At 69.4% G+C, this 18,070-nt stretch carries 17 protein-coding genes and 2 rRNA genes; 12 read left to right on the plus strand and 7 right to left on the minus strand.

The genetic code is table 11. From position 1 onward, the window contains the following. The 4 genes from VB080_RS13040 to VB080_RS13055 all read left to right on the plus strand — a co-directional run. Positions 1 to 1,755, plus strand: a 23S ribosomal RNA gene (locus tag VB080_RS13040); the annotation flags it as partial. A gap of 91 nt (positions 1,756 to 1,846) precedes the next feature. Continuing rightward, positions 1,847 to 1,963: ribosomal RNA gene (rrf, locus tag VB080_RS13045) — 5S ribosomal RNA — on the plus strand. A gap of 1,198 nt (positions 1,964 to 3,161) precedes the next feature. Next, on the plus strand, positions 3,162 to 3,932 hold the full coding sequence (locus VB080_RS13050) for a hypothetical protein (RefSeq protein WP_323418886.1): 771 nt from the start codon (positions 3,162 to 3,164) through the stop codon (positions 3,930 to 3,932). Beyond that, positions 3,932 to 4,924 (plus strand): HAD-IIA family hydrolase, encoded by a 993-nt coding sequence (locus VB080_RS13055; RefSeq protein ID WP_323418887.1) that lies wholly within the window; start codon positions 3,932 to 3,934, stop codon positions 4,922 to 4,924. Before VB080_RS13050 ends, VB080_RS13055 begins: the two co-directional genes overlap by 1 nt. Here VB080_RS13055 and VB080_RS13060 read toward each other — a convergent pair. The 3 genes from VB080_RS13060 to VB080_RS13070 are packed head-to-tail and all read right to left on the minus strand — an operon-like array spanning position 4,921 to position 6,826. Further along, complete coding sequence (locus tag VB080_RS13060; protein ID WP_323418888.1) at positions 4,921 to 5,538, minus strand: energy-coupling factor transporter transmembrane protein EcfT; 618 nt, start codon at positions 5,536 to 5,538, stop codon at positions 4,921 to 4,923. The two genes, VB080_RS13055 and VB080_RS13060, sit on opposite strands and share 4 nt — an antisense overlap. Continuing rightward, entirely contained in the window at positions 5,535 to 6,236 is a 702-nt protein-coding gene (locus tag VB080_RS13065) for an energy-coupling factor ABC transporter ATP-binding protein (protein WP_323418889.1), read from the minus strand. Before VB080_RS13065 ends, VB080_RS13060 begins: the two co-directional genes overlap by 4 nt. Next, entirely contained in the window at positions 6,233 to 6,826 is a 594-nt protein-coding gene (locus tag VB080_RS13070) for a biotin transporter BioY (protein ID WP_323418890.1), read from the minus strand. The genes VB080_RS13065 and VB080_RS13070 overlap by 4 nt, the downstream gene beginning before the upstream one ends. Positions 6,827 to 6,898: 72 nt before the next feature. Between VB080_RS13070 and VB080_RS13075 the strand changes: the two genes are divergently transcribed. Genes VB080_RS13075 through VB080_RS13110 form a run of 8 tightly spaced genes read left to right on the plus strand, consistent with a single transcriptional unit; the run spans position 6,899 to position 14,262 of the window. Beyond that, positions 6,899 to 7,402: a helix-turn-helix domain-containing protein gene (locus tag VB080_RS13075; protein ID WP_323418891.1), complete on the plus strand. Its 504-nt coding sequence runs from the start codon at positions 6,899 to 6,901 to the stop codon at positions 7,400 to 7,402. Then, complete coding sequence (locus VB080_RS13080; RefSeq protein WP_323418892.1) at positions 7,399 to 7,560, plus strand: hypothetical protein; 162 nt, start codon at positions 7,399 to 7,401, stop codon at positions 7,558 to 7,560. The genes VB080_RS13075 and VB080_RS13080 overlap by 4 nt, the downstream gene beginning before the upstream one ends. Next, positions 7,557 to 8,288 carry a TlyA family RNA methyltransferase gene (locus VB080_RS13085; protein ID WP_323418893.1) on the plus strand — a complete coding sequence of 244 codons (732 nt, stop codon included), beginning with the start codon at positions 7,557 to 7,559 and terminating at the stop codon, positions 8,286 to 8,288. The genes VB080_RS13080 and VB080_RS13085 overlap by 4 nt, the downstream gene beginning before the upstream one ends. Beyond that, the gene (locus VB080_RS13090) at positions 8,285 to 9,220 is read left to right on the plus strand and encodes an NAD kinase (protein WP_416339640.1); all 936 of its coding nucleotides are present in this window, start codon (positions 8,285 to 8,287) and stop codon (positions 9,218 to 9,220) included. The genes VB080_RS13085 and VB080_RS13090 overlap by 4 nt, the downstream gene beginning before the upstream one ends. Then, positions 9,210 to 10,904 (plus strand): DNA repair protein RecN, encoded by a 1,695-nt coding sequence (gene recN, locus VB080_RS13095; protein WP_323418895.1) that lies wholly within the window; start codon positions 9,210 to 9,212, stop codon positions 10,902 to 10,904. The genes VB080_RS13090 and recN overlap by 11 nt, the downstream gene beginning before the upstream one ends. 35 nt (positions 10,905 to 10,939) lie before the next feature. Continuing rightward, positions 10,940 to 12,634: a CTP synthase gene (locus tag VB080_RS13100; protein WP_323418896.1), complete on the plus strand. Its 1,695-nt coding sequence runs from the start codon at positions 10,940 to 10,942 to the stop codon at positions 12,632 to 12,634. Continuing rightward, positions 12,624 to 13,337, plus strand: a complete 714-nt coding sequence (locus VB080_RS13105; protein ID WP_416339641.1) for an NUDIX domain-containing protein — start codon at positions 12,624 to 12,626, stop codon at positions 13,335 to 13,337. Before VB080_RS13100 ends, VB080_RS13105 begins: the two co-directional genes overlap by 11 nt. Continuing rightward, positions 13,318 to 14,262 carry a site-specific tyrosine recombinase XerD gene (locus VB080_RS13110; protein ID WP_323418897.1) on the plus strand — a complete coding sequence of 315 codons (945 nt, stop codon included), beginning with the start codon at positions 13,318 to 13,320 and terminating at the stop codon, positions 14,260 to 14,262. The genes VB080_RS13105 and VB080_RS13110 overlap by 20 nt, the downstream gene beginning before the upstream one ends. 5 nt (positions 14,263 to 14,267) lie before the next feature. Here the strand turns inward: VB080_RS13110 and VB080_RS13115 are convergent, their stop codons facing one another. The 4 genes from VB080_RS13115 to VB080_RS13130 form a co-directional block, all read right to left on the minus strand. Then, on the minus strand, positions 14,268 to 14,948 hold the full coding sequence (locus VB080_RS13115) for a hypothetical protein (protein WP_323418898.1): 681 nt from the start codon (positions 14,946 to 14,948) through the stop codon (positions 14,268 to 14,270). Continuing rightward, entirely contained in the window at positions 14,945 to 16,303 is a 1,359-nt protein-coding gene (locus tag VB080_RS13120) for a hypothetical protein (protein WP_323418899.1), read from the minus strand. Before VB080_RS13120 ends, VB080_RS13115 begins: the two co-directional genes overlap by 4 nt. Positions 16,304 to 16,420: 117 nt before the next feature. Continuing rightward, complete coding sequence (locus tag VB080_RS13125; RefSeq protein ID WP_323418900.1) at positions 16,421 to 17,005, minus strand: hypothetical protein; 585 nt, start codon at positions 17,003 to 17,005, stop codon at positions 16,421 to 16,423. A 124-nt stretch (positions 17,006 to 17,129) separates the two neighbouring features. After that, complete coding sequence (locus VB080_RS13130) at positions 17,130 to 17,885, minus strand: ATP-binding cassette domain-containing protein (protein WP_323418901.1); 756 nt, start codon at positions 17,883 to 17,885, stop codon at positions 17,130 to 17,132. Positions 17,886 to 18,070: the final 185 nt, after the last annotated feature.

Raw genomic sequence — 18,070 nt, forward strand, 5'->3', positions numbered from 1 at the left:
CGAGTGAGAATGCAGGCATGAGTAGCGAATGACGGGTGAGAAACCCGTCCGCCGAATATCCAAGGGTTCCAGGGTCAAGCTAATCTGCCCTGGGTAAGTCGGGACCTAAGGCGAGGCCGACAGGCGTAGTCGATGGACAACGGGTTGATATTCCCGTACCGGTGTAATGGCGACCCTGCCGAGGCGCGCGATGCTGAGCACGGAAGCCGTTCCCATGGCACCTTCGGGTGGCGGGGTTCGGTGACTCTGCGACCCAGACGTGTAGTAGGCAAGCTACGGAGTGACGCAGGAAGGTAGCCCATCCTGGGCGGTGGTTGTCCCAGGGTAAAGGTGTAGGACGAGGTGTAGGTAAATCCGTGCCTTGTGTGTCTGAGACCTGATGCCACTGCCCCGTTGTGGGGTGGTGTGGGTGATCCTATGCTGCCGAGAAAAGCTTCGTGAGCGATGTCATGAGCCGCCCGTACCCTAAACCGACACAGGTGGATGAGTAGAGAATACTAAGGCGATCGAGAGAATCGTGGTTAAGGAACTCGGCAAAATACCCCCGTAACTTCGGGATAAGGGGGGCCGGATGCGTGATCTGCCTTGCGTGGTGAGCGTTGATGGCCGCAGAGACCAGGCCCAAGCGACTGTTTATCAAAAACACAGGTCCGTGCCAAGTCGTAAGACGATGTATACGGACTGACTCCTGCCCGGTGCTGGAAGGTTAAGGGGACGTGTCAACTTCGGTGAAGCACTGAACTTAAGCCCCAGTAAACGGCGGTGGTAACTATAACCATCCTAAGGTAGCGAAATTCCTTGTCGGGTAAGTTCCGACCTGCACGAATGGAGTAACGACTCGGGCACTGTCTCAACCACGAACTCGGTGAAATTGCACTACGAGTAAAGATGCTCGTTACGCGCAGCAGGACGGAAAGACCCCGGGACCTTTACTATAGTTTGGTATTGGTGATCGGTACAGCTTGTGTAGGATAGGTGGGAGACGTTGAAGCGGCCACGCCAGTGGTTGTGGAGTCATTGTTGAAATACCACTCTGGTTGTTCTGGTTATCTAACCTCGGACCATGATCTGGTTCAGGGACAGTGCCTGATGGGTAGTTTGACTGGGGCGGTCGCCTCCCAAAGAGTAACGGAGGCGCCCAAAGGTTCCCTCAGCCTGGTTGGCAATCAGGTGTCGAGTGTAAGTGCACAAGGGAGCTTGACTGTGAGACTGACAGGTCGAGCAGGGACGAAAGTCGGGACTAGTGATCTGACGGTGGCGTGTGGAAGCGCCGTCACTCAACGGATAAAAGGTACCCCGGGGATAACAGGCTGATCTTGCCCGAGCGTCCATAGCGACGGCATGGTTTGGCACCTCGATGTCGGCTCGTCGCATCCTGGGGCTGGAGTCGGTCCCAAGGGTTGGGCTGTTCGCCCATTAAAGCGGCACGCGAGCTGGGTTTAGAACGTCGTGAGACAGTTCGGTCCCTATCCGCTGCGCGCGTAGGAATCTTGAGAGAGGCTGTCCTTAGTACGAGAGGACCGGGACGGACAAACCTCTGGTGTGCCAGTTGTTCTGCCAAGAGCACGGCTGGTTGGCTACGTTTGGAAGTGATAACCGCTGAAAGCATCTAAGCGGGAAGCACGTCTCAAGATGAGGGTTCCCACAGAGTTAATCTGGTAAGGCCCCCGGAAGACCACCGGGTTGATAGGTCGGATGTGGAAGTGCAGCAATGCATGGAGCTGACCGATACTAATAGGCCGAGGGCTTGTTTCCTACAAAGGTGCTACGCGTCCACTGTGCGGTTCTCGAGTAACGGTCGGGTACCTGGCGGCATCAGCCGCTGGCCGATACAACTCCATAGAGTTTCGGTGATCATGGCGAAGGGGAAACGCCCAGTTCCATTCCGAACCTGGAAGCTAAGTCCTTCAGCGCCGATGGTACTGCAAGTGGGAACTTGTGGGAGAGTAGGACGTCGCCGGACATTCAACACCCCCTTGGAGCTTTCGAGCTCTGAGGGGGTGTTTTTGTTGTGCCCGGACGCAGCAGGCGTGCGGTAGATTCACCCGGTGAGCGCCGTCGGTAGCGGCGGAATTCGAGGAGAGGATGGTCCGGTGAACGAGGAAGCGTCGGGGGCGAGCGCTGAGGGCAGGCCGAGGAAGCCACGTCCGGACGCAGCGGCGACGGGTGGCCGCGGTCGGGCACCGCGCGGCGGCGACTCGGGAGGTGCCCGGCCGCGGTCGGGTTCCAGCGCCAGGAATGGCGGCGCTGCGGCGGGTGAGAGCCGATCTCGCCGACCCAGTAGTGGATCGTCCCGCGGCAACGCCAGAACAGGCAGCGCCCCACGTCCGAGTGAGGGCGGGCGGGGCGAGGGCCCCGGAGCGGGCGCTCGGGGAAACTCGGGACGCGGTCAGACCTCGGGCCGTACGCCTCGTAGCTCGTCAGCGGCCAGCAAGACCGGAACCACCTCGACACGGTCCGGCGCCGGCGCTGGGCGGACGTCGAGTTCGGGCCGCAAGCCGGGCGCGGCAGACCGTCCCGCTCGCTCCGGTTCGCCGAAGGACACCGCGCGAAGCGGAGGCGCGGCCCGGTCTGGCGCGCGGAGTCCGGAGAGGAATGCGCAGCAACGCGGGGGCGGCAAGTCGGCCTCGGCGGCGCACAGCGCCGGCGACTTTCGTGGTGGCAGTAGCCCGCGGGGTGGGGCGGGCCGTTCGTCCGACACCGCCGGCTACAGCGGGTCACAGAACACCAGGCGTGCCGGAGCGCGTGGCTCCGGCACTGGCTCGGGAAGTCGTCCGCGGGCTGGGGCCTCGGGCGATCGACCGGTCGGCGGTGAGCGCGGTGCGGGTCGAGACAGGGCGGCAGGAACGCGATCGCAGGGCAGCGGGCCGCGCGGCAAGGCGTCACGGGGCAATGCACCCCAGGGCAGCGGACGCGGTCGCGGTGTCGGTGACGCCACCCCTGGCAGATCCTCTGGCACTGCTCGACCGACCAGTCGGCCGGGTCCGGCCCGGGTCGGCGGTCCGGGCCGGCCGGCGCGGGCTCCCCAGGGCGAGCGTCCAGGGCGTCCCGACCGTCGGCCGAGGGACGGCGAACGAGAACCGCTACACCCCGGGCTGGCGCCGAAGGCCAACGAGCCGCGCACCCCGGAGGGGCTCGACCTCAAGCAGCTGCCACGCGGGGTGCGTGCGGAGCTCCGCAGCCTGACCCCGGAGCATGCCGAGATCGTCGGGGCCCACCTGCTGATGGCAGGTCAGCTGATCGACACCGACCCGGAACTCGCCTACGCCCACGCCGAGGCCGCCCGACGCCGGGCAGCCCGGCTGCCGGTCACCAGGGAGGCGACTGGTGAGACCGCCTACGCCGCCGGACACTACGACGTCGCGCTGAACGAGTTCCGGGCCCTGCGCCGGATGAGCGGAACCAGTGAGTACCTGCCGGCGATGGCCGACTGTGAGCGCGCCCTGGGCCGGCCGCAGGCGGCGCTGCGGTTGATCCGCGAGGGTCTGGCCACGACTCCCGACGTCGGTCAGTTGGTCGAACTGAAGCTGGTCGAGGCCGGTGTCCGGGCCGACGCCGGTCAGAACGAGGAGGCGCTGCGGCTGCTGCGCACCGAACTGGAGCGGATCGGGTCGCGCGGCCCGCGGCTGGCCCGCGCTCGGCTGCGCTACGCCTACGCCGACCTGCTGGAAACCACCGGTGAGACCGAGCTGGCCGAGCGCTGGTTCAGCTCCGCCGCCGCCCTGGACACCGAGGCCGAGACCGACGCGGAAGAGCGCGCCGCCGCGTTGCAGGGGATGACCATCATCTTCGATGACTCCGAGGACGAGCCCGACCTGGAGCCCGCGTCGACCGGAGAAGACGGCTCGGAGCCGCAGGCCAGAGAAAACGACCCGGAGCCGCAGGCCGGAGAAGGCGGCCCGGAGTCGCGCTCATCCCACGAGGACGTCTGATGCCGGTGCTGATCGATGCCTACGACGCTGCCCTGTTCGACCTGGATGGGGTGATCTACCTCGGCCCGGATGCCGTCCCGGGTGCAGCGGAGGCGATGACCGCGCTCACCGAGGCGGGCAAGGCGGTGGTCTACGTCACGAACAACGCCGCCCGCAGCGCTGACACCGTCGTGAAGCACCTGCGCGACCTCGGTTTCGCAGCCGGGCCGGAAAACGTCCTGACCAGCGCCCAGGTGGCGGCGGCCGGTCTGGCCGCGGCACTGGCCCCCGGCTCGAAGGTACTGGTCGCCGGAAGCGCGAGTCTGGCGGGGCTGATTGCCGAAGCGGGCCTGGTGCCGGTGGCAAGCGCCGACGACGACCCGGTGGCGGTGATCCAGGGCTACGATCCCGTCCTGTCCTGGCCGTTGCTGGACGAGGTCGCCCTGGCGATCGCCGCCGGCGCCGTCTGGTATGCAACCAACGACGACGCCTCCCGTCCCACCGACCGCGGGCTGGTACCCGGCGCGGGCGCCATGATCGCGGCGGTGGCGGCCGCCGTGGGCGGTGAGCCGATCACCTTCGGCAAGCCGCACCGTCCGATGATGGCTGAGGCGGTGCGCCGGGCCGGTGCCCAGCGGCCGATCTTTGTCGGTGACCGGATCGACACCGACATCATGGGCGCCAACCGTGCCGGGATCGACTCCCTGATGGTGTTCAGCGGCGCACACGGCAAGCGGGATCTGGTTACGGCCGGCCCCGGCGAGCGGCCGACCCACATCGGGCCGGACGTGAGCGCGCTGTTGCAGCCGGCCCGCTCGGCGCTGGTCACAGACCGAACCGCTACCTGCAACGGACAGCAGGCGAGCCAGGAGGACGGCCGGATCGTGCTCGCCGGAAGCCCGAACACCCTAGCCGCGCAGTATGACGCGCTCTGGGCGGTGGCCGGCCTGGCCTGGTCCGCCAGCTTCCTCGACGCCGGGCCTGCCCTGGCCGGGCTGGACCTGATCGGCTAGGACCGCTCCTCCGGCTCGCCCAGGCCGCGTGCGGCCAGGGCTGCGCCGGTCTCCTGGGCATGCCCCACCGCGCGTACCACCACCGGGGTGACCAGCGAGAACCACCGCCGCTCCCGGCCGCGGGCGCGGGCTGCCTGACGTACCTGGGAGAAGGTGTCGAGCAGCACCGGGATGGAACGCAGCATCACCGCGATTGCCAGCCCCACCCGCTCCGGTGAGATTCGCAACACCTTCAACGGCCGCAGGAAGCCGACCAGGGCGTCGATGAGCTCACCGCCGGGCGTGGTGATGGTCAGCAGCCGGCTGGCGTAGATGGCGGTCAGGAAGACAGCCGCCGCGTTGGCACCACGCCCGGGCGTTCCGGCCGCCAGGTGGTAGCCGACCAGCATCGCCACGATCACCCAGACCAGCCAGGGCAGACGCCAGGCCCGGACCAGCCCGCTCCGGCAGCCAGCCAGCAGGCCGAGCGCGATCACCAGACAGCCGGCTCCCAGCCGCCAGTCCCCCAGCAGGGCAGCGGGCAGGGTGAGCGCCAGCAGGATCAGGTACTTCGGGCCCGCGCCGAGTCGGTGGAAGAGCGAGTCTCCTGGCAGGTACAGGCCGAACAGGTTCATGCCATCAGCCTGCGGTAGTGGTCGATCGCCGCCCGGGGCTCACCGTCGGCCGTCACCACGCCGTGGTCGATCACGATCACCCGGTCGGCCTCGGCGGCCATGGCGAGGTCGTGGGTGGCCACCAGTACCTGCTGCTCCAGTCCGAACAGGGCTGCCCGCACCTGGTTGCGGTTGCGCAGGTCCAGCAGTGTGGTGGGCTCGTCGGCGACGACGATCGCCGGACCGCAGGCCAGCACCGAGGTCAGCGCCACCAGCTGCCGCTCGCCGCCGGACAGGTCGTACACGCTCTGGTCGGCCAGCTGCGCCAGGCCGCGCTCGGCGAGCAGCCGCCGGGCCGTGGCGCGGCGGGCGGTCCGGTCGGGGATCGAGGCGCGCAGGCTGAGCTCGACGTCGTCGGCCGGGGTGGCCATCACCAGCTGGGCCAGTGGATCGGTGAACACGAAGCCGACCTGCCGGCGGACCCGCCGTCCGTCCCGGACAGGATCGAGTTCACCGACCCTGACCCGGCCCGCCGAGGGGAGTACCAGGCCGTTCAGCAACCGCAGCAGGGTCGACTTTCCCGAACCATTGGCGCCGATGAAGGCGATCCGCTGTTCGGCCAGCTCCAGGCTGACCGGTCCCAGGATCCGCCGACCCGGTCCCCGTGGTCCGGTCGCCGGGTCGGCGACGGTGACCTCGGCGGCCTCCAGCCGGATCACGGCCGGGCGGGCACGGGCCCGGCAGCCACCAGGATCGCAGGGAAGGCCTTGTGCACCGCCAGCGCCACGGCTGCGGCAGCCAGCATCTTGATCACGTCGCCCGGGAGGAAGGCCACCGCCGCGGTGGCAGCCGCCGGCAGGCTCAGTCCGGCATTGAGCATCAGGCCGCCGATGCCGAGCGGGGTGGTGACCAGCAGAGCGCCGGCCAGGGCGGCGCCGGCCAGCCACAGATAGCGGAACCGGCGGTGCCGGCGCAGCCCGTAGCCCGCGACCGCACCGGTGACAGCGGCCGCCAGCGGGAAGCTCACCAGGTAGCCGGCGGTGGGCCCGGCGAGGACGCCGACGCCGGCGGCGCCGCCGGCGAGGACCGGCAACCCGGCCAACCCGACCACCACATAGAGCAGGGTGGCCAGGAAACCGCGCCAGCCACCCAGCACCAGCCCGGCGAGGGCGACGGCCAGGGTCTGCAGCGTGATCGGGACACCGATCACCCCCACCGGGATCGGGGTGAGGGCGAAGACGGCGATCAGCGCCGCGAAGACGGCGACCAGTGCCAGGTCGGCAGCGGTCAGGGGCCTGGGCCTGGCCATGGGGGCTCCTTGACATCGGAACTGAATGGTGTTCAGGTGAACAGTGATCAGGTTAGTGGATAGGGTGGTGCGGTGCGCAATCGCCTGGCAGACGTGGTCACCACGGCGCTGCGGCTGCTCGACGACTGGGGGCTGGACTCCTTCTCGATGCGCCGGCTGGCCGCCGAACTCGGCGTCGCACCCAGCGCGCTCTACCACCATGTCGCGAGCAAGCAGGAACTGCTGGGGCATCTGGCGGCCCGGATCGTCGGCGGCGTCGTGGTCGACGACGACGTCACCGGCACCTGCCGGCGGCTCCGGGAGGCGATGCTGCAGGTTCGCGACGGCGCCGAAGTGGTGGCGACCGCGACCGCCTTCCGGCTCGGGATCTCAGCGTTCGAGGCTGAGCTGGCCCGTCGCACTTCACCGGACGTTGCCCGCACCCTGCTGATCTATGTGGTTGGGCACACCCAGGCCACCCAGCTGCACTGGCAGGCCAGCGGGCTGGGTGCGATTCCGGCCGACCCGGATCTGGATGCCTCCTTCGACAGCGGTCTGGCGATCATCCTGGCCGGCTGGTCTAGGCTGGCCGGGTGAGCGAACTGGAGACCCCACCGACTACCGGGCTCGAGGCGATCGATGCGACTCTGGCCGGGCTGGATCCAGCGGCGCCACTGGCCGACCAGGCCGGTCAGTACGCCGAGGCTGTCGAGCTGCTCCAGCAGGTGCTGAACTCTCCGCCCGGGTCGCAGTGACCCGGCTCGACGTCGAACTCGTCCAGCGCGGACTGGCCCGTTCCCGGACCGCCGCGCAGGTGGCGATCGCCGCCGGGAAGGTGGCGGTGGCCGGGCAGCCTGCGACCAAGCCGGCGCAGCCGGTGACAGCGTCCGACCCGATCGCGATGAGCGGCGCCGACCACTACGTCTCTCGTGCCGCCCACAAGCTGCTCGGAGCCCTGGACGAGTCGGGCACGGCCGTCCCGGCGCGGGTGCTGGACGCCGGCGCTTCCACCGGGGGGTTCACCCAGGTGTGCCTGGAGCGGGGTGCCCGGCGGGTTTATGCCATTGACGTCGGCCACGGCCAGCTGGCTCCTGAACTGCGCTCGGATCCCCGGGTGGTGGTCAAAGAGCACACCAACCTGCGCGATCTCGGCCTGGACCAACTCGATGCCGAACCGGTGGGGCTGGTGGTGGCCGACGTCTCGTTCATCTCGCTGCGGCTGTTGCTGGAGCCGCTGCTGGCGGTGCTGGCACCGACGGGGACGGCGCTGCTGCTGGTCAAACCGCAGTTCGAGGTCGGCCGCGCGGGGCTGGACGGCCACGGGGTGGTCCGCGACGAACGGCTGCGGGCCGGCAGCGTGGACCGGGTCTCCCAGGCCGCTGCGGCGCTGGGCTGGCAGACCGGCTGGCGGGGCCGCAGCGGACTGCCCGGCGAAAATGGCAATGTGGAGTTCTTCCTCAAGCTCACCCGGCGATTAGGGTGAGCTTCGTGAATCACCCGCGTCAGGTTGCCGTCACCATCCACCCGCGCCGTCCGGCCGCGCTGGAGTCGGCGGTGGAGTTCATCACCGGCATGCACCGGGCGGGCATCCTGTCCCTGGTCGGCGGCGGGGAGATCGACCTGCTCGACGGCCACGTCCCGGCCGGCGCGGTGGCCGAGCTGTCGGCCGAGGCCGCCGGGGACTGCGAGCTGGCAGTGGTCTTTGGCGGGGACGGCAACATCCTGCGTGCCGCGGAGTGGGCGCTGCCCCGGCAGATTCCGGTACTGGGAGTGAACCTGGGACACGTCGGCTTCCTGGCCGAACTGGAGCCCTCCGAGGTGGGCGACCTGATCGAACGTGTGGTCAGCGGCGACTTCGAGGTGGAGGAGCGGATGACCATCGACGCCGTGGTCCGCGACCGCCCCGGTGGCGCGGTGATCTGGGAGTCGTTCGCGCTCAACGAGTGCTCGATCGAGAAGTTGGCCCGCGAGCGGATGCTCGAGGTGCTAGTGCGGATCGATGACCGTCCGCTGTCTCGTTGGGCGACCGACGGGGTGCTGGTGGCCACCCCGACCGGTTCGACCGCCTACGCCTTCTCGGCCCACGGGCCGGTGGTCTGGCCGGACATCGACGCCCTGCTGCTGGTGCCGCTGTCGGCCCACGCACTGTTCAACCGTCCGCTGGTGCTCAGCGATCGCTCGTCGGTGAGCATCGAGGTGCTGCCGGCCACCCCCGCCGGGGTGCTGTGGTGCGACGGCCGGCGCAGCATCGATCTCCCCGAGGGCGCGGTGGTCGAGGTGCGGGCAGGCAAGCGCCGGCTGCGGCTGGCCCGCACCTCGGAGCAGCCCTTTGTGCACCGCCTGGTGCGCAAGTTCGACCTCCCCGTGGACGGCTGGCGGGGGGCTGCGGAACGGGACGCCGCCCATGCTCGTTGAACTGCGGATCCTCGACCTGGGCGTGATCGGTGAGGCGGCCATCGAGTTCAGCCCGGGTTTCACCGCCGTGACCGGCGAAACCGGCGCTGGCAAGACGATGATCGTGACCGGGCTGAGCCTGCTGACCGGGGCGAAGGCCGACCCGCGGCTGGTCCGGGTGGGTGCCGGCCGGGCACTGGTGGAAGGGCGTTGGCAGCTGGACGCTGCCACGGCTGCCGCGGTCGCCGAGCTCGGCGGCGAGGTGGACGCCGACGGCGTGCTCACCAGCCGGCAGTTGAGCGCGAGCCGCTCCCGGATGACGATCGGCGGTGCCCAGGTGCCTGCCGGGATCGGCCAGGATCTGGTGGGAGAGTGGGTCACCGTCCACGGTCAGTCCGAGCAGCTGCGGCTCGGCACCCCGGAGCGGCAACGCGAGGTGCTGGACCGGTATGCCGGCCCGGAACTGGACGGCCTGCTGACCGACTACCGCGAGCGCTTCGAGCAGCGCCGCCGACTGATGACCGAGCTGGCCGAACTCACCGACCAGGCACAGGCCAGGCTGCGGGAGCTGGACCTGCTGAGGTTCGGTCTGGACGAGATCGCCCGGGTCGAGCCGCAGCCCGGCGAGGACGTCACCCTGGCGGCTGAGGCAAAGCTGCTGCAGTCGATCGACGACGTGCGGCTCGCCGTCCACACCGGCCTGATGGCACTGGCCGGGGACGAGGACTCCTACGGTGAGGTCCCCGACGCCCTCGGCCTGGTGGGCGCCGCCCGCAAGGCACTGGTCACCGCGGTGGCTGCCGACGATTCGCTGACGGGGTTGGCCAGCGAACTCGACGATGCCGCCGCCGCCCTGGCCGATGTCGCCTCCGGGTTGGCCGGCTATCTGGCCGGGCTGGACGCCGACCCCGTCCGGCTGGAGTGGATCGCGGGCCGGCAGGCCGACCTGCAGGCGCTGACCCGCAAGTACGGCGCCACCATCGATGAGGTGCTGGCCTACGCCGCCGAGTCGGCGGCCCGGGTCACCACGCTCGACTCGGCCGACGCCAGGATCGAGGAACTCCAGGTGCAGCTCGCCGCGCTGGACGCCGACCTGGGGGTGCTGGCGACCCGGCTGACCGACCTGCGCACCGCCGCCGCCGAACGGCTGGAGGCTGCCGTCCGCGGCGAACTGGCCGCCCTGGCGATGCCGAAGGCAAGACTGCGGTTCGAGGTAGCCCCGCTGACCGAGCCGGGCCCTCACGGCGCCGACCAGATCAGCCTGTTGTTCTCAGCCAACCCGGGCTCCGCCCCCGGCCCGCTGGCGAAAGTCGCCTCCGGCGGCGAACTCTCCCGCGTCCGGCTGGCGCTGGAGGTGGTGCTGGCCGAGACCACGCCGGGACAGACCTTCGTCTTCGATGAGGTGGACGCCGGGGTCGGCGGCGCGGTCGCCCTGGAGATCGGACGCCGGCTGGCCCGGCTCGCCCGGCACTCCCAGGTGATCGTGGTCACCCACCTGGCCCAGGTCGCAGCCTTCGCCGACAAGCACTTCCAGGTCACCAAGGCCGACGACGGCCAGGTCACCACCAGTGGGGTGCGCCAGGTCGCCGCCGACGACCGACTGGCCGTCCTGGCCCGCATGATGGGAGGCCTGGACTCCAGCGAGTCCGCCCTGGCCCACGCCACCGAGCTGCTGGAACAGGCGTCCAGCAGGGCGTCGCGTTGACCGACCTGCCTGCACTGCCTCTAGACTGGAGGCCCGTGAACAGTTCGCGCGATACCAAGCACATCTTCGTCACCGGCGGCGTCGTCTCCTCACTCGGCAAGGGGCTCACCGCCTCCAGCCTCGGTAGCCTGCTGGTGGCACGCGGGCTCCGGGTCACGATGCAGAAGCTGGATCCGTACCTCAACGTCGATCCCGGCACCATGAACCCCTTCCAGCACGGCGAGGTTTTCGTCACCGAGGACGGCGCGGAGACCGACCTCGATATCGGCCACTACGAGCGCTTCCTCGACGTCCCGCTCACCGGCGTGGCGAACGTCACCACCGGCAAGGTGTACTCCACGGTGATCGCCAAGGAACGCCGCGGCGACTTCCTCGGCGACACCGTCCAGGTGATTCCGCACATCACCAACCAGATCAAGGACGAGATGCTGGCGATGGGCGCGCCAGACATCGACATCGTGATCCACGAGATCGGCGGCACCGTCGGCGACATCGAGTCGCTGCCCTTCCTGGAGGCTGCCCGGCAGGTGCGCCGGGAGGTCGGACGGGAGAACGCGGTCTTCGTCCACGTCTCGCTGGTGCCCTACATCGGGCCGAGCGGGGAGCTGAAGACCAAGCCCACTCAGCACTCGGTGGCCGCCCTGCGGCAGGTGGGCATCACCCCCGACGCGGTGGTCTGCCGGGCCAGCATGGACATTCCCGACGGCGTGAAGCGGAAGATCGCCCTGATGTGCGATGTCGATGAAGAGGCGGTGGTCTCCTGCCCTGACGCCCCGTCCATCTACGACATTCCCAAGGTGCTGCACGGCGAGGGGCTGGACGCCTACCTGGTGCGTCGGCTCGGGGTGCCGTTCCGGGATGTCGACTGGACGCGCTGGAGCGACCTGCTGGAGCGGGTGCACAACCCGAAGGAGGAGGTCACCGTCGGCCTGGTCGGCAAATACATTGACCTGCCCGACGCCTACCTGTCGGTCTCGGAGGCGCTGCGGGCCGGCGGTTTCGCGAACCGGGCGAAGGTGAACATCCGCTGGGTGGCCTCCGACACCTGCGAGACCCCCGCCGGTGCAGCGGCGAACCTGGCCGACGTGGACGCCGTGGTGGTGCCGGGCGGCTTCGGCATCCGCGGGGTCGAGGGCAAGCTCGGCGCGCTGCGCTACGCCCGGGAGAACCAGCTGCCCACCCTGGGGCTGTGCCTGGGCTTGCAGTGCATGGTGATCGAGTTCGCGCGCGACGTGCTCGGGCTGGCCGACGCCGCCTCCACCGAGTTCGATCCCGACACCAAGGCGCCGGTGATCGCCACCATGGCTGAACAGGTCGACATCGTCTCCGGCAAAGGTGACCTCGGCGCCACCATGCGGCTGGGGGCCTACCCGGCAGACCTGGTGCCCGGTTCGTTGGTGGCCTCGCTGTACGGCACCACGAAGGTCTCCGAACGCCACCGCCACCGCTACGAGGTGAACAACGCCTACCGCGACCAGTTGGAGGGTGCCGGTCTGCACGTCTCGGGCACCTCGCCCGACTCCCGGCTGGTGGAGTTCGTCGAACTCGACCGCGCGCTGCACCCGTACTACCTCGCCACCCAGGCGCACCCGGAGCTGAAGTCCCGTCCGACCGCACCCCATCCGCTGTTCGCCGGGCTGGTGAGGGCCGCAGTGAAGCGCAAGCTTGCCGCCCGACTGCCGGTCGAGGACGGCGTCGAGGAGACCGAGGGTGAGCCCCGTGGCGCCTGAGTTCCCGCTGCTGACGCCGGCGGAACTCGCCGACGTCGCAGTGACCTGGCCGGTGGTCGGGCACAGCGTGCTGGGACGCGGCGCGGTCAGCGACTTCGTCGACGACCGGGTACGGACCCCGCTGGGTCAGACCATGACCCGGCAGTATCTGCTGCACCCCGGCGCCGTCGGGGTGATCGCCTGGGACGACGCCGACCGGATCGCCGTGGTGCGGCAGTACCGTCACCCGGTGGGCTTCCGGCTCACCGAACCCCCGGCCGGCCTGCTCGACCACGACCACGAGGACTACCTGGTCGCGGCGCAGCGCGAGCTTGCCGAGGAGGTCGGGCTGCGGGCCGGACGGTGGAACGTCCTGGTCGACCTGTTCACCACTCCCGGGGCGAACCAGGAGTCGCTGCGGATCTACCTCGCCCGCAACCTGGCGGCCACCGCCGCGCCGGACGGCTTCGTGGCCGACCACGAGGAGGCCGAGATGGACGTCTGCTGGGCGCGGCGGGCCGACCTGGTGGACGCCGTCCTGGCCGGGCGGGTGCAGAACCCGACCATGGTCGCCGGGGTGCTGGCACTGGAGGCCGCCCGGCTGGGCGACCGGCTGGAGGCGCTGCGTCCGGCGGACGCAGCCTGGCCCGCGCGCGAGGCGCGGCTGGAGCGCAAGGCCGTCCTGGCGGCCTTCGACGAGCGCGATGAGCCCGACCAGGCTTGAGCGACTGGTCCGGGGCTACCTGGATCACCTCAGCGTCGAGCGCGGCGCGTCGGTCCACACCGTCGCCGGCTATCGCCGCGACCTGGCCCGCTACCTGGACTTCCTGGCCGCCCGCGGGATCACCGAGCCGCAGCAGGTCGGCGAGCAGGACGTCACCGACTTCGCCGCCGCGCTGCGGTCCGCCGACGGCGAGCGGCAGCCGCTGTCGCTGTCGCCAGCCAGCGTGGCCCGCGCGGTGGTGGCGGTGCGCGGGCTGCACCGGTTCGCTGCCGGCGAGGGTGCTACCCAGGACAACCCCGCGGCGGGGGTCAGCCCACCGCGGCAGGACCGCCGGCTGCCCAAGGCGCTCGATCAGGCCTCGGTCGCCGCGCTGCTGGACACTCCCGATCGCAGCACGGTCGAGGGCCTGCGGGACGCCACGCTGCTCGAACTGCTGTACGGCACCGGCGGCCGGATCTCGGAGGTGGTCGGCCTCGACGTCGACGACCTGAGCGCGGCCCTGGCCGACCCGGATGCCGGGCTGCGGCTGTTCGGCAAGGGCCGCAAGGAGCGGCTGGTGCCGCTGGGCAGCTATGCCCGCACCGCGGTGGAGGCCTGGCTGGTGCGCGGCCGTCCGACCTGGGCGGCCCGCTCGGCTGCCGGCACCCCCGCGCTGCTGCTCAACTCCCGCGGCAACCGGCTCAGCAGGCAGAGCGCCTGGGGAGTGGTCCGTCACCAGGCCGAGGCGGCCGGCATCACCGCCGAGATCGGCCCGCACACCCTGCGGCACTCCTTCGCCACCCACCTGCTGGACGGCGGCGCCGACGTCCGGGTGGTGCAGGAACTGCTCGGCCACGCCTCGGTGACCACCACCCAGCTGTACACCCTGGTCACCGTCGACCACCTGCGCGAGGTCTACCTCAGCTCCCACCCGCGGGCGCGATAGGCGGGCTAGCTGATCAACGGGCTGGCGCCTGAGCGGCTGCTCCGAAAAGCAACCAGGCCGAGTACCACGGCCAGCAGGGCCACGAGTACTGAAACAACGCTGTGGGGCTGGTCCAGACGAGGAACCAGGCCGGGTGCGAGGCGATAGCCCTGGCTGACCAGAAGTGCGAGATAGCAGCCGATCCCCGCCAGGGGGCCGAAGAGTCGCCCAAGCAGGCCGATCATCATGCAGGTGGCACCCAGGACTGCGGCGGTCTCCACCATGAGGAACCAGAAATAGTGGAAGGGCGCAGCCTCGTCGAGGGCGCTCGGGTCGGGCAGGAGATTCTCCGGCACGAATCGGGCGTAGAACGGGTTCAGAGCGAACAGCCAGCGAACCAGGGGAGGAAGGGCGGCAAACGACGTGATGACACCGCCGGCAGCGACCGTGTCCCAGCGTTGCGGGTGAGACACGGCCTGGCGATCGATCCAGGTCAGCTGCGGCAGGATTCCGTAGAGTGCCGCGGCACCTGCCAGGCTGGGGACGAAGCTCATCACCCGGGTGTAGTACGGATCGCTGAACGGCGCCCACGGGCCATCGCTGCCAGCCCACCACCCCAGGTACACCGCGACCAGCGACAGACCCCACAGCCCCGCAGGGAGCCATAGTTGTCGCCCGGACGCCCAGCCGCGCAGGCGGTGCATCATCGGAAGTCCTGCTCGGTGAGCGTACAGGCATCAAGTTGCGGCCGGTGCTGGTGGTACCAGTCGCGGAACTGGCCGTCGGTGAGCTCGTCGAGCCAGCGGTCCGCTGGCTCGAAACTCCCTGCATCGCCAGGATCGGCGATCGTGGTGAACTCTGCGTTCAGTCGTGGATCGTCCGCCGTTGCTGCGGCGGCTCGAGTGCCCACCTGGCGCTTCACGCTGGCCTCCAGCCGGTCGGTCGTGGTGATGGTCTCTTCCGGCTTGCCTTCGCAACGGTATTCCGGAGCGAGTGCAGGCAGGAAGAGGTTGCTCGCGACGCTGCTGAGCTGGTTCCGGATCCAGGTGTCGCGGCCGCTGCCAAGGCGACTGAAGGAGACATCACCAGTTCCGTCGGAGGCCTGAGTGAAGGTCGTCGCCGAGACCTGCTCGGCAGGCAACAGCTGCACAAGGGGAGCCAGGAACGCCTCGAACTCGCCTCGTTGCGGTTCATCGATCTGATAGAGGCAGAGGGTGAATCCAGCGTCGCTGCGGCAGCGGACCTGATCGTTCGGATCCTCGACGTAGAGCAGCGGCATCACCACCGAGACGGCAACCGACACCGCCAGCGGGAACGCCAGCCAGGTGATGCTCGCGGTCGCCCGGTGGTTACGGGTCGCACGGAACTCGGCCAGACCAGCGGCTGCCTGGGCAGCCGTGACGAAGACCAGCAGGTAGAAGCCGAGTCTCACCACCTCGGTTCCCCAGACCAACTGGTCACCCCGGACCGGCGCCGTGATGGACCAGACATACGACAGCGCCTGGGTTGAGACTGGCAGGCCGCTCAGCACGACATCGTTGATCCAGAAGGCCGGTAGCGCCATGACGCACAACAGCGCCGCTGGCGCCAGGAACGCGCCAACGCGTATCCCAGCCAGCATCGCCACCGCCAGCCCGATCGAGGTCAGCGAGCCGACCGCGACCGCCAGCGTCAGCATCGCCAGCAGATCAACCCGCGTCCAGTACTGGGTGGCGATCGCCATACCCACGGGAACCGCCCAGCCGGCCAGCCAGCCAACGCTGATGGCGCCGGCGAGCACCGCCGCCTGTCGCAGCACGATCGTCCGGCGTGACCGGCCGGGCGCAGCCCCAATGATCACCGAGTCGGGCGCATGCACGCTGGCCGCCCACACCCCAAGCCACCCCAGTGGAAACGCCAGCGCGAGCAGCGAGGCTCGGGCAGCGATGATCAGGTCGCGCAGGTCAAAGGCCCCCTCGGCGCCGCTCCAGTAGGACACCGATGTCGCCAGCCCAAGAAGCATCGCCCCGAGAGCGAGAACGCCGATCGTTGCTGACCGGTAGGGCGCGGTCGCGGTGCCCATCGACCGGCTCACCTTTGCGGCCGCAGGTTGGCGGCGGAGGTCAACAGGCGGAAATGCTTCATGGCATACCTTTCCATTCGGGTCCGGTGCACAGCCCATGCGCCGGCGCACGTCCAGCTACCTGATGAGCGGGCGGGTGCCGGAGCGGCTGAGCCGGAAGGCGACCAGGCCGAGGAGGGCTGTGAGCAGGGCAGCGATGACCGACACCACAGACTGAGGGTCGCCGAGCCGGGGGATCAGGCCGGGAGCCAGCCGGTAGCCCTGGACAGTGAGCATCCCCAGATAGCAGACCAGGCCAGCGGCAGGCCCAAGTCGTCGCCCGAGCAGGGCGACCATCGCGCAGCTGGCACCCAGGACTGCCGCGGTGTGCAGACCGCTCACCAGAAAGTCCCGGGCAGGAGCTAGCTGGATCACCTCTGGGATGAACAGCCTGTGCAGGTCGCTGACCTCGTAGAACCATCGGACGAGAGGAGCGACGCCGGCGAAAGCCACCAGGACGACGCCGACGGCGAGAGTATCGCGTCGCTGGGGGTGGGTTACCGCCTGAAGGTCGATCCAGTCCATGGCCGGCAGCACACCGTAGATGGCGACCAGTCCGCCCACGAACGGAGCGAAGCTGCGCAGCGAGGGCCCGTACTCGTCATCCGGCGGTGCCCATGGCCCGGCGGTCCCCAGCCACCACCGCAGGTATACCAGGGCCAACGCCAATCCCCATGCGAGCAGGGGTAACCAAAGCCTCCGGCCGGACGCCCAACCGCGCCATGCGCCCATCAGGTGACGTCCCGGTCGTAAGCACACAGTCCTCCAGCGGCACCCATGCGCAGGCTCACTGCGCTTCCTGGAGCGACAACTCGTAGCCGGCTTCCAGCACCGACGTGTGAGGGTTGGGGTAGGTCTCGCCCAGCGCCCGCAGGTCATCGACCGAGCCTCTGAAGCGCACCCGACCCTCGTGCAGCACGACCACCTGTTCGGCGCTGGCGGCCAGGTCCTCCACCAAGTGGGTGGAGATCAGGACGACGGAATGCTCACCGAGTTCGGCGATCAGCCGGCGCAGCTCGCCTCGTTGCACAGGGTCAAGGCCGACGGTGGGCTCGTCCAGGATCGCGACCGCAGGACGGTGGACGAGAGCGCAGGCCAAGCCGAGCCGTTGCCGCATCCCCCCGGAGAGCGAACGGGCCCGGGTGTGGCTGCGATCGGTCAGACCCACCGCCTCCAGCACGGCGTCGACCCCGGTGCGCTGGGCGTCCCCACTGAGCCCATGCGCCCAGGCCGCATAGTCGACATTGCGGCGTACGCTCGACCACTCCATGAGCTCGAACTTCTGCGGCAGGTAGCCGATCAGCCGCCGGATCTCGGTCACCGGGCTCGCGCCCAGAACCAGGTCACCGAACCGAACCTCTCCGGCACGGAGTGGGGTGGCGGTCGCCAGCAGCTTCATCAGCGTGGACTTGCCGGCGCCGTTCGGGCCCAACAGCCCGGTCACACCCACAGGCAGGGTGAGCGTCACGTCGTGAAGTGCCGGACGCCTCCCGTAGCGATGGGAGACGCCCGACACCTGGAGCGCAGCGTCAGTCACGTCCATGGAACACCTCTCCAGTCAGTGCGGCGCACACCAATGCGCCCGTGCCGCGGGTGACAGAGTCGCGGCACTGTTTGGTATTGGGCCAGGTCGTTGATCTGTCACATCGCGCATGTGGAGCATTCGGACTACGGCGCTTCCCAGGCCATGTACTCCAGGACAGCCGGCGAGGATATGTCGGTCCGCTC

Origin of the sequence: Propionicimonas sp., from assembly GCF_034927565.1 — a bacterium.
Taxonomy (GTDB): Bacteria; Actinomycetota; Actinomycetes; order Propionibacteriales; family Propionibacteriaceae; genus Propionicimonas.

Bases quoted from the DNA above. Each gene is read 5' to 3' on its own strand.
- VB080_RS13055 (WP_323418887.1), top strand. From the start codon at position 3,932: ATGCCGGTGCTGATCGATGCCTACGACGCTGCCCTGTTCGACCTGGAT.
- VB080_RS13120 (WP_323418899.1), bottom strand. From the start codon at position 16,303: ATGGGCACCGCGACCGCGCCCTACCGGTCAGCAACGATCGGCGTTCTC.
- VB080_RS13130 (WP_323418901.1), bottom strand. From the start codon at position 17,885: ATGGACGTGACTGACGCTGCGCTCCAGGTGTCGGGCGTCTCCCATCGC.
- VB080_RS13070 (WP_323418890.1), bottom strand. From the start codon at position 6,826: ATGGCCAGGCCCAGGCCCCTGACCGCTGCCGACCTGGCACTGGTCGCC.
- VB080_RS13110 (WP_323418897.1), top strand. From the start codon at position 13,318: ATGAGCCCGACCAGGCTTGAGCGACTGGTCCGGGGCTACCTGGATCAC.
- VB080_RS13115 (WP_323418898.1), bottom strand. From the start codon at position 14,948: ATGATGCACCGCCTGCGCGGCTGGGCGTCCGGGCGACAACTATGGCTC.
- recN (WP_323418895.1), top strand. From the start codon at position 9,210: ATGCTCGTTGAACTGCGGATCCTCGACCTGGGCGTGATCGGTGAGGCG.
- VB080_RS13060 (WP_323418888.1), bottom strand. From the start codon at position 5,538: ATGAACCTGTTCGGCCTGTACCTGCCAGGAGACTCGCTCTTCCACCGA.